The following is a 13,408-nucleotide window of genomic DNA, read 5'->3' as shown; positions in this document are numbered from 1 at the left end:
ATGGCACAGCGCGGCCCCACCCGCCCCACGGCCCGGATCGAGGAGGCGATCGGTTTCGTCGGCACCTTCGGCGTCCTGTTCCTCGGGGTGACCGTGTTCTGCGAGGTCACGGAACGGCCGGCGCTCGGCTGGGCCCTCACCCTGCTGGCGGCCGTCGTGGCGATCGTGCTGCTCGACCGCTGGCGGGTGTCCGTGCTCCGGCGGCACCACGAGGCCACCGGCGAGGTGGACGGCGTCGGCGCGGTCCCCGCGCGGACCGCCCCGGCCCGCACCGCACCGGTCCAGGGCGCGTCGAGCCGGTCGGCGACAGCCGGGGCGCCGGCCGGCCACGCCCGGGTCGCGGCGGACGGGCATGCGCACGTCGGCTGGGACGAGGTCGCGGCCCGCGGGCGCCGGACCAGCCGTCCCGCCCGCCCGACCGGCGTCGTCCGGTCCGCACCGGTCGCCCCGGCCGGCCACGGGACGGACGCGGGTCGCCCGGCGGACGGGTGACGCGCCTCCAGGCCGAACCCATGGGCATCCAGGAGATCGCCACCGTCACCGGACTGTCGAAGTCGACCGTGTCCCGTGCCCTGCGCGGCCTGCCGTCGGTGGCGGGGCCGACGATCGACCAGGTGCGGCGGGTCGCCGACGAACTCGGGTACGTGCCGAGCTCGGCAGCGGCCGGCCTCGCCACCGGGCGGCAGCGCGCGGTCGGCGTCGTCGTCCCCGTGATCGACCGGTGGTTCTACGTCAAGGCGCTCGGCGGGGTCGACGCGGAGCTCCGCCGGGCCGGGCACGACCTGGTGCTGTACAACCTCGGCGGCCCCGGGGGTGACCGCGACCGGGCCTTCCGGCGCTCGATGCTCCGGCACCGTGTCGACGCGCTCGTGCTGCTGTCGCTCGTGCTCGACGAGACCGAGCGCGCGGAGCTCGAACTCACCCGGCACCCGATGATCGTGATCGGCGGACCCGCCCCGGGCCTGCGGAACGTCGGGGTCGACGACGCGGTGGTGTCGCGTCTGGCCGTCCACCACCTCGTGTCGCTCGGCCACCGGGCGATCGCCTACATGGGTGGACAGGACGAGGACGGCATGAACGTCGCCGTGCCGTACCTCCGGCACGACGGGTTCGTCGACGCGATGACCGCGTGCGGCGTCGATGCCCGTCCGGACTGGATGGTGGACGGACGGTTCTCCTTCGCCGGTGGGGTCGAGGCGGGTGCAGCCCTGCTCGCCGACACGACCGACCGGCCGTCCGCGGTCTTCTGCGCCTCGGACGAGATGGCGCTCGGGCTGCTCCTCGCCGCGAGCCGGGCGGGCCTCCGTGTGCCGGAGGACCTCTCGGTCATCGGCGTGGACGGGCACGAGTACGGCGCCACCGTCGGTCTGACGACGATCGCGCAGGACCCGGAAGACCAGGGGCGCACGGCTGCCCGGGCGGTGCTCGCCGAGGTGGACGGGCTGCCGACGGAAGCGCTGACGCCCGCAGCGGCCGAACTCGTGGTGCGGGGGACGACGGCGCCGCCGCGGTGACCATCCCGCGCGTAGGGTCGCGAGCATGGAGGTCACGAAGCTCGAACACGCCTGCCAGGTGCTCACCCGCGACGGTGCACGGCTCGTCCTCGACCCGGGGAACTTCACCCGGCCGGTCGACGTCACGGGCGTCGTCGGCGTCGTCGTCACGCACGCCCACCCCGACCACGTCACGCCCGAGCAGATCCAGCGGATCCTCGCCGCGAACCCCGGTGCGGTCGTCATCGGCCCGGCGGGGGTCGCCGACGCGCTTGCGGACAGCGGCCTCGCGGTGGACGTGGTCACCGACGGGGACGCCCGAACCGTCGGGCCGTTCGACCTCACGTTCCACGGCACACGGCACAACGTCATCCACTCGACCGTCCCGGTCATCGACAACACCGGCGTGCTCGTCGACGGGCGGCTCTTCCACCCCGGCGACGCGTACACGGTCCCCTCGGCGCCCGTCGAGGTGCTCGCCACGCCGATCGGCGCCCCCTGGCTGAAGATCGGCGAGCTCATGGACTGGGTCGCCGCCGTCGCGCCGCGTCGGGCGTACCCGGTCCACGAGGCGACCCTCTCCGAGATCGGGCTCGACATGCACGTCGGCCGCCTGCGCGAGGTGGTCGAGCCCGACGGCGAGGTCGTCGTCATCGCCCCCGGCGACACCGTCACCGTCTGACGGCGCTCGCCGACGGCCGGTCGGGAGGCGCGCCTCCCGGCCGTCACGCCGGGCGGGACCCGACGGGGTCGGTCACCAGGCGCGCGAGCCGGAGGGTGTCCCAGGGGGCATGTCGCTCGGCATCGTTGTCGAAGAAGACCCAGACGTCACGGCCAGCGTCGACGTGTCGACGGATCGTCGTCCGCCACGCCGTGAGCGCCTGCGGGGAGTAGCCGTCGTGGTAGGTCCGCGGCGCCCCGTGCAGCCGGAGGTACGCGAGCGGTGCGCCCGTGTCCGCACGGAACCGGGGGAAGTCGCCGGCGTGGGAGTCGACCAGCGCCGTGCGGTGCGAACGGAGGACCGCGAGGTGGTCCTCGGAGACGGCGCCCGCGTTCCGGACCTCGAGCACGTGGTCGATGTCCTGCAGCGGGACGTCGGTGGTCGTCGACGGCTCCCGGACCTTCCCGTCGTGCGCACCGGCGAGCGTCGCGGCCGCGCCCTGCGTCCGGGGGAGGGAGCCGAGGAAGGTGTCCAGCACGGCCGGCTCCGGCACGAACCGCTCCGGGAGCTGCCAGAGCACCGGACCCATCGTCGGCCCGAGCTCGAGCGGGCCGGACGCGAAGAAGTTCGCGAGCGCCGTGGTCGCGTCGCGGAGTCGCAGCATGTGCGTCAGGTACCGGCCGCCCTTGAGCGCGAACCGGAAGTCCCCGGGGACGACCGACCGCCAGTCGCGGTACCGGGTCGGTCGTTGCAGCGAGTAGAAGGAACCGTTGATCTCGACCGTGGGGAAGTGCTCGCCGACGTACCCGAGCCAGCGCCGCTTCGGGAGTCCAGCGGGGTAGAAGTCGCCGCGCCAGGCGTCGTACTGCCACCCGGACAGCCCGATCCGCACGACCATGCGACCACAGTAGGTCGGTCCGCCTCCGAGGTCCCTCGGCACGGCACACCCGGGCGACACGCCTCGTTTTGGCGAGATGCAGGCGCTGTGCCATACTTGTCGAGTTGTCGGAACGGCCCCATCGTATAGCGGCCTAGTACGTCGCCCTCTCACGGCGGTAACGCGGGTTCGAATCCCGCTGGGGTCACCACAGGTGGCTAGCCTCCGAGTCCGACAACGTGTGTGCCCTGCTCTCGAGCCGGGCCACGGCCCCATCGTATAGCGGCCTAGTACGTCGCCCTCTCACGGCGGTAACGCGGGTTCGAATCCCGCTGGGGTCACCACCGGAACGCCCCGCTCCTGCAGGAGCGGGGCGTTCGTCGTTCCCGTCGTCCGGGGTGTCCACTACGGTGAGCGCGTGGAGTTCCCGGGGGAGGCGGATGACGTACGCGGTACGTCGTCCTCTCCGGGGTCACCCCGGGGGACGCAGGACCAGCAGGACACCACGCCCCGAGCGGGCGGGCGCGCTCCGCGCGCGATGCCGCACGGACGCACCGACGGGTCCCCCGGGAACGCCACGCCCCTCGACGTGATCGCGGTCGCCCTCGCCGACGGGTTCCTCGCCGCCGGCGGCTGGGACATCGCGACGCTCCGGGCCGCGGGTCACGACACGGTCGGCGTCGAGCGGTCGTTCGTCGGCGCGGCGGTCGCTGCTGCGCTCGACGCGTTCCCGAGACCACCGAGGGACGCGCCCCGAGCCCTCGCCGACGTGCTCGCGACCACGCCCCGGCTCGTCTCCGAGCACACGCGGCGGCTCGCTCGTCGCCCCGTGGCCGTGGTCGCCCGGCAGGTCGCCCCGGTCCGCGCCGGCCGACACGTCGCGGGGCCGCTCGTCGTCGACACGCTGCCGGAACTGGCCCGTGCACTCGACCTCACGGTGGGTCGCCTGCTCTGGCTCGCCGACACGAAGGGCTGGAACCGGCGCGCCGACCCCGAGGGGCCGCTGCACCACTACCGGCACACGTGGACCGTCCGGCCCGGCCGGACGCCGCGGCTGATCGAGGCGCCGATGCACCTGCTCCGCCGGACGCAGCGGACGGTGCTCGACGAGCTCCTCGCGGGGATCCCGGTGCACGACGCGGCGCACGGCTTCGTCCCCGGGCGGAGCGTCGTGACGGGTGCTGCGCTCCACGTCGGGACGGAGGTCGTCGTCACGATGGACCTGACGTCCTTCTTCGCCACGGTCCGGGCGCCGAGCGTGTACGGGGTCTTCCGGCGGGCAGGGCTCGCGGAGCCGGTCGCGCACGTCCTCACCGGGCTCTGCGTGCACCGGGTCCCGCCGCACGTCCTCCGGGCGATGCCGAGCGGTGGCGCCGGCTCCGTCGACGAACGGTCCGCGCTGCGGCGTGCCCTGACCGAGGCGCACCTGCCGCAGGGTGCCCCGACGTCCCCGGCGCTCGCGAACCTCGTGCTGCGCCACCTGGACGCACGGCTCGCCGGCTGGGCGTCCGCCGCAGGGGCGACGTACACCCGGTACGCCGACGACCTGACCTTCAGCGGGGGAGCAGCGCTCGCGGCGCGGGCGGACGCGTTCGTCGCCGGGGTCGAGCGGATCGTGCGGGACCAGGGCCACGCCGTCAACCCGCACAAGACCCGGGTCCGCCGTCGAGGGGTCCGGCAGTCGGTGACCGGTGTGGTCGTCAACGACCGACTGTCGCCGGGCCGGGCCGAGGTCGACCGGCTCCACGCGATCCTGCACAACTGCGTCCGGTCCGGTCCGGAGTCGCAGAACCGGGACGGGCACCCGGAGTTCCGCGCCCACCTGCTCGGGCGGATCGGGTGGGTCGGGCAGACGCACCCCGGGCGCGCCGCGCGGCTCCGTGCGGAGTTCGACCGGATCGACTGGCGCTGACCTCCCGGGCACCCAGCGGTCTCTCCGCGCACCCGGCGGTCCCGGTGGCGGAACGACCGTTCTTCCCCGGTTCGAGGTTTCGCTCGTGCCGCTTGTGAGGTTAGCCTTACCTAACGTGAACAGCGTTACGCCTCAGCTCGACATCCTCGGCGCCGTCTCCGCCGACCGCTACCGCGACGTCGTGACCGCGGCCGTCGCCCGCACGGCCGCCCGGTTCGCCACCGTCACGACGCCCACGACCAGCACCCCCGCGCACGTCCTCCGGGAGCGCATCGCCGCCGTCGACCTCGACATCCCGCTCGGCAACGCCGACGCCGCCGCGGACGAGGTCGACCGGCTCTTCAGCGCCGAGGCCGTGTGGTTCCACCACCCGGACTCCCTCGCACACCTCAACTGCCCCGTGGCACTGCCCGCCGTCGCCGCCGAGGCCGTGCTCGCCGCGGTCAACCCCTCCGTCGACACGTGGGACCAGTCGCGCATCGGCACCGAGATCGAGCGACGGGTGGTCCGGTGGGCCGCGGGGACGATCGGGTTCGCGGACGGCGACGGGGTCTTCACCTCGGGCGGATCGCAGTCGAACCTGCACGCCCTGCTGCTCGCCCGTCAGGCCGCGACGAGCGCGCCCGTCGCGACCAGCGGGCCGGCCGCGACCGGTCGCTCCGCCGGCCCGGGCCAACGAGGCCGTCCGGCGCTCGCGGACCTCGCCGTGTTCGCCACCGCGTCCAGCCACTTCAGTGTCCGGAAGTCCGCGATGGTCCTCGGACTCCCGGAGCACGCGGTCGTCGACGTCGCGACGGACCCCGCCGGCAGGATGCGCCCGGATGCCCTGGCCCACGCGGTCGCCGACGCCCGCCGCGAGGGCCGGGTGCCGATGGCCGTCGTCGCCACCGCCGGCACCACCGACCGCGGGTGCATCGACCCGCTCGAGCCGATCGCCGACGTGTGCGACCTCGAGGGCGTCTGGCTCCACGTCGACGCCGCGTACGGCTGCGGGCTGCTCGTGTCCCCGACGCGCCGACACCTGCTCGACGGCATCGAGCGCGCGCGGAGCGTCACGGCGGACTTCCACAAGTCGTTCTTCCAGCCGGTGTCCTCGAGCGCACTGCTCGTCCGGGAGCCTGCGGACCTCGGACTCGCCGCGTGGCACGCCGACTACCTCAACCCCGAGGACGCCGACGAGCCGAACCAGGTCGACAAGTCGCTGCAGACGACCCGCCGGCTCGACGCGCTGAAGCTCTGGGCGACGCTCCGGGCGAGCGGGGCCACGGCGGTCGGCCGGGCGTTCGACACCGTGCTCGACGTCGCCGCCGAGGTGCACGAGCACGTCCGACGGCACCCCGACCTCGAGCTCGTCGCCCCGACGCAGTTGAGCACGGTACTGTTCCGCTGGAGCCCGGACGACGTGACCGACGATCGAGCGGACGCCCTCGTGGCTCCGCTCCGGGCCGCGCTGCTGGCCGAGGGGCGGGTGCTCATCGCGAAGACCGTGATCGACGGTCGACCGTGCAACAAGCTGACGCTGCTGAACCCCGGCACGAGCGCGGAGCAGGTCGTCGCGGCGCTCGACCACGTCACCCTGACGGCCGGACGGCTGCACGCCGCGCTCCACTCCGACCAGACGACCGGAGCAGCACGATGACCGCGAGCACCGGCACCAGGACCGGCATCAGCACCGCGGACGTCGTGCACGACGTGGTCGGCATCGGCATCGGCCCGTTCAACCTCGGCCTCGCCTGCCTCACCGATCCGCTCGACGACCTCGACGCCGTGTTCCTCGACCAGGCCGACGGCTTCGCCTGGCACCACGGCATGATGCTCGACGACGCGACGATCCAGGTCCCGTTCCTCGCCGACCTCGTGACGATGGCCGACCCCACGTCGCCGTTCTCGTTCCTCGCCTGGCTCAAGGAGACCGGCAGGCTCTACCCCTTCTACATCCGCGAGGACTTCCACCCCCTCCGGGTCGAGTACGACGCCTACTGCCGTTGGGCCGCGAACCGCCTCGACACGCTGCGGTGGGGTCGCCGGGTCGTCGCCGTCGAACACGACGAGGCCACCGACCTGTTCACCGTGCACGCCGAGACGGCCGACGGACCGGAGCGCTACCGGACCCGCCACGTCGTGCTCGGCATCGGCACCGAGCCTGCCGTGCCCGAGGCGCTGGCGGGACTCGCAGGCCCGGCCGTGCACTCCGCGGGCTACCTGCACGCCCGCGAGGACCTCCGCAGTGCCGACTCGATCGCCGTGATCGGGAGCGGACAGTCCGCCGCCGAGGTCTACCGCGACCTCCTCGAGGGCATCCGTGACGGCGGCTACCGCCTCGACTGGATCACCCGGTCGCCGCGGTTCTTCCCCATGGAGGACACCAAGCTCACACTCGAGATGACCAGCCCCGAGTACACGGACCACTTCCACGCGCTCCCGCGCGAGGTCCGCGACCGTCTCGGCCGCGAACAGCGTGGGCTGTACAAGGGCATCAGCGCGGACCTCGTCGACGAGGTCTACGACACGCTCTACCGCACCAGCGCGCGCGGACCCGTCCCGACGACGCTCCGGACCGACACGAGCGTCGTCGCCGCCAAGTGGCTCCCCGACCGGGACCGGTACCGACTGACACTGCGGCACGGACAGCTCGGCACCGAGGCGACGCACGAGGTCGCCCGACTCGTCCTCGCGACCGGGTACCGCCCGCGCACACCCGACTTCCTCGCCCCCGTCGAGCACCTCGTGGCCCGCGACGAGCGCGGTCGGCTCGCGGTCGCACGCGACCTCCACGTCGACACGCTCGGTGGTCGTCTCTGGGTGCAGAACGCCGAGGAGCACACGCACGGACTCACCGCCCCCGACCTCGGCATGGGCGCGTGGCGGAACGCGTCGATCATCCGGTCCGTCACGGGGCGCGCCGTGTACGGCCTGGAGGAACGGATCGCCTTCCAGGAGTTCGGCCTGCCCGGTGGACGACCGGCTCCACAGCCACCGGCCACCACCGACGCGCCGGGGACCGCCCGACCGGCGGACGCCGCGGCCGCGGCCGCTCCCCACGCGACCGGTGCGGTCGCGGCCGCTCGCCGCGCGACCGCGGAGGTCTCGGCGTGAGCGCCCCCGGTACGGTCGCCGTCGTCACGGACGCAGCCACGGGCCTCCCGTCCGTCCAGCGCGTCGACCCGGACCGCGACGCGGCCGTCGTTCAGACGTGGCTCGCGCACCCGGCGGCCGCGTGGTGGGGGATGACCGACCACGACGTCGCGGCGGTGCGCGCGTACCTGCGCGCCGTGCAGCACGACCCCGCCCAGCAGGGCTGGCTGCTGCACCGCCACGGCGCACCGATCGCGTACGCCGAGACGTACGACCCGGCGGCGGTCCTGCTGACCGACGTGTGGGACGCGGAGCCCGGGGACGTCGGCATGCACCTGCTCGTCGCACCTCCGCCCGCCGACGCCGCACCGGGCGGAGGTCGCGTGCACGGCCTGACGAGCGCCGTGATGCGCGCCGTCGTCGAGCACTGCCGTGACGCGCTCGGCGCCCGCCGGGTCGTGGTCGAGCCGGACGTGCGGAACACGGCGGTCCAGCGGAAGAACGCCGAGGTCGGGTTCCGGGCGCTGCGCGTGGTCGACGTCGACGGCAAGCGGGCACTGCTGTCCGTGCTCGACACGGAACGGATCGGGGCGCCCGACGACGACGGTCCTGCGGCGCACCTCCGCCCCGAGCACCTCGAGCCGTCGCAGCGGCACCTCGTCGCGAAGGCGATCGCCGAGTTCACCCACGAACGGCTGATCAGTCCGCACCCGGACGGCGACGGCTGGGCGCTCGACGCCGGGGACTCCACCTACCGCTTCCGCGCTCGCGTGCACGCGCTCGAGCACTGGTCGCTCGACGAGGCGTCGCTCACCCGGGTGCGTTCGGGGTCGCCGGCGCCGCTCGACGCGCAGGACCTCGTGCTCGCCCTGCACACCGTCCTCGGCATCCCCGACGAACTGCTCGGCACCTACCTCGAGGAGGTCGCGTCGACCCTCGCCAGCGCTGCGGCGAAGCACCGTCGTGGTGGTCCGTCCGCAGCACAGCTCGCCCGGGGGCGGTCCGACGGCGACGTGGTCGCGTCGTTCCAGGACGCCGAGGCCGCGATGACGGAGGGGCACCCCGCCTTCGTCGCCGCGAACGGCCGAATCGGGTTCGGACTCGACGAGTACCGCGCGTACGCCCCCGAGACCGGCGGGCGGTTCCGCTACCGCTGGCTCGCCGCCCGTCGTGAGCACACGCACCTGGCGCTCGCCGCCGGCCGCACCGAGGAGGCGCACTGGCGGGCCGAGCTCGACGCCTCGACCGTGGACCGGTTCCGGGACACGCTCGAGCGTCGCCGCCTCGACCCGGACGCGTACACGTGGTTCCCGGTGCACCCGTGGCAGTGGCAGCACCGGATCGCGGTCACCTTCGCGCCGGACCTCGGTCGGCAGGACCTCGTCGACCTCGGGGCGGGACCGGACGACCACCAGCCGCAGCAGTCGATCCGCACGGCGTTCAACCGGTCGCGTCCGGAGCGGTCGTACGTGAAGACGGCGCTCGCGGTGCAGAACATGGGGTTCCTCCGGGGGATGTCGCCCGCCTACATGCGCACCGCGCCCGCCGTGAACGACTGGGTCGCCGGTCTGGTCGCCGCCGACCCGGTCCTCGCCGACTGCGGGTTCGGGGTGCTCCGTGAGCACGCCGCGATCGGGTACACGGGCGACGCGTACCACCGGGTCGACGTGGTCTCGCCGCAGCGCAAGATGCTCGCCGCGCTCTGGCGCGAGAGCCCGGTGCCACGGCTCGCTCCGGGTGAGCGACCGATCACGATGGCCGCCCTGCTGCACCGCGACGCCAGGGGTCGGTCCGTCGCCGCAGCCCTCGTCGAACAGTCCGGGCTCGAGGCTGCGACCTGGGTCCGCCGGTACCTCGACGCCTACCTCCGGCCCGTGGTGCACTGCCTCACCGAGCACCAGCTGCTGTTCATGCCGCACGGCGAGAACCTCGTGCTCGTCCTGCGCGACGGGGCGGTCTCACGGGTGTTCATGAAGGACATCGGCGAGGAGGTCGTCGTGGTGGGGGACGTCGACGTGCCCGCCGGGACCGAGCGGATCGTGCAGCCGGTGGACGACGACGAGGCGGCGCTCGGTGTGTTCACCGACGTGTTCGACGGGGTGCTGCGGTACCTCGCGGCGATCCTCGACGAGGACGGCGTGCTGCCGGGCGCGGTGTTCTGGCGGCTCGTCGGGGAGTGCGTGGACGGCTCCGTCGGGCGGACCCGGTCCATCGACTTCCGCGTCCCCGACTTCGAGCACTCGTGCCTGAACCGCCTGCAGTTGCGGAACACCGTGCAGATGGTCGACCTCTCCGGTCAGACCGAGTCGCTCATCCGGGCGGGACGGATGCCGAACCCGGTCGCGCGGCGCTGACGGGCGGCGCTGCCGCGCGTGCGCGGGTGACGCGGCAGCCACGTGCCTGGCAGGGTCGGACCATGTCCTCCGCCGTGCAGCTCATCCGGTCCGCAGCGCTCAGCGACGTCGCGGAGTACGCGTACGCCGCGACGGCACCGGCGAGCGCACGGCTCGTGTTCCTGGCCGGTGCCTGTCCCCTCGACGCGGACGGCCGGACCGTCGCGGTGGGGGACCACGCGGCGCAGGCCGAGCAGTGCGTGGCGAACCTGGAGACGGCGCTCGCCGCGGCGGGCGCGTCTCTCGATGACCTCATCAGCACCCGGGTCCTCGTCGCGTCGTCCCGGCAGGCGGACCTCGTGACGGCGTGGCAGGTCGTCCGACGGGCGATGGGGGAACACGACGTGCCGAGCACCCTGCTCGGCGTCACCGTCCTCGGGTACGACGACCAGCTCGTGGAGATCGAGGCGGTCGCAGCGGTCGTCGACTGAACGGGCTGCGCGTCAGGCGACGAGCGCGGCGGCGAGCCGATCGGGAGCGCCCGGGTCGGCCTGGGGCAGGAACAGCGAGGGCTCCACGAGCTCGACCTCCAGCACGAGCGACGTGCCGTCGTCCGCGCGGACGAGGTCGACCCGGGCGTAGGGCAGGACACCGAACCGGGCGGTGACGACGGCCATCGCCGCCCGGGCGACCTCGACCTGCTCGGCCGTCGCGACGTGCGGCGCGTTGACCTCGGCCGCGAAGAGACCCTTGACCAGTGCGGCCTCGGGCAGGGCGACCCGCTTGCTCGCCGCGTGGCTGTACGCGCCGCCGAGGAACACGAGCGGCCACTCGCCCTCGACCGGGACGGAGCGCACGAACGGCTGGACGAGCACGACCTGCCCCGCGTCGTGCAGTGCTCGCACGTGGTCGGCAGCGGCGCCGTGCTGCGTCGGCCCGTACGCCGCCGCCCCGCGACTGCCGGCACCCACTGCCGGCTTCACGACGAACCGGCCCTCGGGGAACACCGGGTCCTCGCCGGGCGGGACGAAACGGGTCGGCGTGATCGGGACACCGGCGTCGTCGAGCTCGCGGAGGTACCGCTTGTCGGTGCTCCAGAGGACGGCGGGCAGTGGGTTGACGAGCGCCGTCTGCTGCTCGACCCGGTGCAGCCACGCGGTGAAGTCGTCGAGCCGGTCGTCGTAGTCCCAGGTGGACCGGAGGGCGACCCGGTCCCAGGCAGACCAGTCGACGTTCGGGTCGTCCCAGTCCACGACGTCCACAGTGACACCCGTGCGGCCCAGTGCCGCGAGTGCGAGGTCCTCGTCCTCGTCGAGCCCGCGTGCGGGCGCGGTGGTGACCCAGGCCAGGGAAGTGGTGCTCACCCGCACAGTCTGTCGGTTCGGACGCGGCGCCGCGCTACAGTGGGTGCGTCGTCAGACCCGGCAGTGGGGCCTGCCGGACCCAACCGCGGGCCGAACCGCCAACGGTCCCTGTCCCGAGGAGAGTCGCACGCGCCACGGTGCTGCGTGCTCGGCGATGGGAGAGTCATGCCCCGGGAACGACCCGCGCCCCACGAGGCACCGACGGCACACGAACGCCCGGTGCACGTGCGCTGGCGGTACCTCGGTCTCGTGGCCGTCGGCGGTGCGATCGGCACCGGCGTCCGTGCCGTCCTCGCCGGTGCGTTCCCGCCCGGAGCTGGCATCAGTTGGGCGATCCTCGCGATCAATGTCATCGGCGCGTTCTGCCTCGGGCTGCTGCTCGAGGCCCTCGCGCACCGCGGTCCCGACGTCGACCGGCGTCGCTCCCTCCGGTTGTTCATCGGGACGGGCGTCCTCGGTGGCTTCACGACGTACAGCACGCTCGCGGACGACACGGCACAGCTGCTCGACGCCGGTCGGTGGGCCGCCGGCAGCGGGTACGCGCTCCTGTCGGTCGTGCTCGGACTCGCGGCGGTCGCGGCCGGAGTGGGGCTCGCCGCCCGGCTGCGTCCGCGTCGTGCGGGAGACGCGTCGTGAACCCGCTCGAACTCCTGCTCGTCGCCGTCGGCGGCGGGGTGGGAGCGGCCCTGCGGTTCCTGCTCGACGGTGCCGTGAAGGCCCGGGTGTCCGCGTTCCCGCTCGGCACGCTCGTCATCAACGTGTCCGGATCGCTCGTGCTGGGCGTCCTCACGGGGGCAGGACAGGCCGGCGCACTGGCGCTCCCGACGGTCGCCGTGCTCGGGACGGGCATGATGGGCGGGTACACGACGTTCTCGACGGCGAGCGTCGAGACCGTGCAGCTCCTCCGATCCGGCAAGCCCCGGCTCGCCGTCCTGAACGGCCTCGGGATGCTCGTCGTCTCGGTCGGCGCAGCCGCGCTCGGCCTGCTCATCGGAAGGAACACATGACCTCGGAACGCCCCGGCGAACTCGTCCTCGTCCGTCACGGAGAGACGGAGTGGTCGAAGAGCGGGCAGCACACCGGCCGCACCGACATCCCGCTCACGGAGAACGGCATCGAGCAGGCGGAGCGCGCCGGACGGTACCTCGCCGACCGCAGCTTCGCGCTGGCCCTGTCGAGTCCGCTGCAGCGTGCGCGGGAGACGGCACGACTGGTCGGCGTCGACCCGGAGCTCGACGAAGACCTCTACGAGTGGGACTACGGCGCCTACGAGGGCCTGACCACCCCGCAGATCAAGGTCAAGCGGCACGGCCCGTGGGACCTCTGGACCGACGGCGTCCCCGCCGGTGACACCCCGGGCGAGAACGCCGCCGAGGTCAGGGTCCGCGTCGAGCGCGTCCTGGACCGCGTCCGACCGGTGCTCGCCGAGGGCGACGACGCGATCGTGGTCGCACACGGCCACGTCCTGCGTGCGCTCGGCGCCGCCTGGATCCGACTCGCCCCGCAGGACGGCGCGGGGCTCAAGCTCGGCACCGCGACGGTGAGTTCGCTCGGCTACGAGCACGGCCGCCCGGTCATCGACTCCTGGAACATCCAGCCGCGGGACTGACGCGCCAGGTCGTCTCGTCCCGGAGGGCGTGCACGTTCCTTCCCCTGTCACGTGCGATGGCGGGTGGGAACGGGCGTACCTGGT

General features: G+C 73.7%; 13 protein-coding genes and 2 tRNA genes. 13 read left to right on the top strand and 2 right to left on the bottom strand.

Annotation, left to right across the window (positions count from 1 at the left end; translation table 11 throughout):
- Genes ABC270_RS12485 through ABC270_RS12475 form a run of 3 tightly spaced genes read left to right on the top strand, consistent with a single transcriptional unit; the run spans position 1 to position 2,175 of the window.
- Entirely contained in the window at positions 1-492 is a 492-nt protein-coding gene (locus ABC270_RS12485; protein ID WP_412881087.1) for a hypothetical protein, read from the top strand.
- 20 nt (positions 493-512) lie between these two features.
- Entirely contained in the window at positions 513-1,514 is a 1,002-nt protein-coding gene (locus ABC270_RS12480; protein WP_412881086.1) for a LacI family DNA-binding transcriptional regulator, read from the top strand.
- 25 nt (positions 1,515-1,539) lie between these two features.
- On the top strand, positions 1,540-2,175 hold the full coding sequence (locus ABC270_RS12475; RefSeq protein ID WP_412881085.1) for an MBL fold metallo-hydrolase: 636 nt from the start codon (positions 1,540-1,542) through the stop codon (positions 2,173-2,175).
- A 43-nt stretch (positions 2,176-2,218) separates the two neighbouring features.
- Here ABC270_RS12475 and ABC270_RS12470 read toward each other — a convergent pair whose 3' ends face one another.
- The gene (locus ABC270_RS12470) at positions 2,219-3,052 is read right to left on the bottom strand and encodes a DUF72 domain-containing protein (protein ID WP_412881084.1); all 834 of its coding nucleotides are present in this window, start codon (positions 3,050-3,052) and stop codon (positions 2,219-2,221) included.
- 114 nt (positions 3,053-3,166) lie between these two features.
- On the opposite strand from ABC270_RS12470, the gene ABC270_RS12465 reads away from it, so the two are divergent.
- The 7 genes from ABC270_RS12465 (at position 3,167) to ABC270_RS12435 (ending at position 10,842) form a co-directional block, all read left to right on the top strand.
- A tRNA-Glu gene (locus ABC270_RS12465) sits at positions 3,167-3,242 on the top strand.
- Positions 3,243-3,299: 57 nt separating this feature from the next.
- Positions 3,300-3,375 (top strand) — tRNA-Glu (locus ABC270_RS12460).
- Positions 3,376-3,569: 194 nt separating this feature from the next.
- Positions 3,570-4,943: a reverse transcriptase family protein gene (locus ABC270_RS12455; protein ID WP_412881083.1), complete on the top strand. Its 1,374-nt coding sequence runs from the start codon at positions 3,570-3,572 to the stop codon at positions 4,941-4,943.
- A gap of 115 nt (positions 4,944-5,058) precedes the next feature.
- Positions 5,059-6,582 carry a pyridoxal phosphate-dependent decarboxylase family protein gene (locus ABC270_RS12450; RefSeq protein WP_412881082.1) on the top strand — a complete coding sequence of 508 codons (1,524 nt, stop codon included), beginning with the start codon at positions 5,059-5,061 and terminating at the stop codon, positions 6,580-6,582.
- The gene (locus tag ABC270_RS12445; protein ID WP_412881081.1) at positions 6,579-8,039 is read left to right on the top strand and encodes a lysine N(6)-hydroxylase/L-ornithine N(5)-oxygenase family protein; all 1,461 of its coding nucleotides are present in this window, start codon (positions 6,579-6,581) and stop codon (positions 8,037-8,039) included. Before ABC270_RS12450 ends, ABC270_RS12445 begins: the two co-directional genes overlap by 4 nt.
- Positions 8,036-10,372, top strand: coding sequence for a GNAT family N-acetyltransferase (locus ABC270_RS12440; RefSeq protein ID WP_412881080.1), 2,337 nt, complete (start codon positions 8,036-8,038; stop codon positions 10,370-10,372). Before ABC270_RS12445 ends, ABC270_RS12440 begins: the two co-directional genes overlap by 4 nt.
- A 62-nt stretch (positions 10,373-10,434) precedes the next feature.
- On the top strand, positions 10,435-10,842 hold the full coding sequence (locus tag ABC270_RS12435; protein WP_412881079.1) for a RidA family protein: 408 nt from the start codon (positions 10,435-10,437) through the stop codon (positions 10,840-10,842).
- A gap of 12 nt (positions 10,843-10,854) precedes the next feature.
- Here the strand turns inward: ABC270_RS12435 and ABC270_RS12430 are convergent, their stop codons facing one another.
- Positions 10,855-11,715 carry an ATP-grasp domain-containing protein gene (locus ABC270_RS12430; protein ID WP_412881078.1) on the bottom strand — a complete coding sequence of 287 codons (861 nt, stop codon included), beginning with the start codon at positions 11,713-11,715 and terminating at the stop codon, positions 10,855-10,857.
- Positions 11,716-11,880: 165 nt separating this feature from the next.
- On the opposite strand from ABC270_RS12430, the gene ABC270_RS12425 reads away from it, so the two are divergent.
- The 3 genes from ABC270_RS12425 to ABC270_RS12415 are packed head-to-tail and all read left to right on the top strand — an operon-like array spanning position 11,881 to position 13,324.
- Complete coding sequence (locus tag ABC270_RS12425; RefSeq protein ID WP_412881077.1) at positions 11,881-12,351, top strand: fluoride efflux transporter FluC; 471 nt, start codon at positions 11,881-11,883, stop codon at positions 12,349-12,351.
- Positions 12,348-12,722, top strand: coding sequence for a fluoride efflux transporter CrcB (gene crcB / locus ABC270_RS12420; protein ID WP_412881076.1), 375 nt, complete (start codon positions 12,348-12,350; stop codon positions 12,720-12,722). The genes ABC270_RS12425 and crcB overlap by 4 nt, the downstream gene beginning before the upstream one ends.
- On the top strand, positions 12,719-13,324 hold the full coding sequence (locus ABC270_RS12415; RefSeq protein ID WP_412881075.1) for a histidine phosphatase family protein: 606 nt from the start codon (positions 12,719-12,721) through the stop codon (positions 13,322-13,324). The genes crcB and ABC270_RS12415 overlap by 4 nt, the downstream gene beginning before the upstream one ends.
- The last annotated feature ends 84 nt before the right edge of the window (positions 13,325-13,408 follow it).

It is taken from the genome of Curtobacterium phoenicis, assembly GCF_047238015.1.
Lineage (GTDB): Bacteria > Actinomycetota > Actinomycetes > Actinomycetales > Microbacteriaceae > Curtobacterium.
Note: the sequence above shows the minus strand (reverse complement) of the source record. Positions and strands in the feature narration are given on the sequence as shown.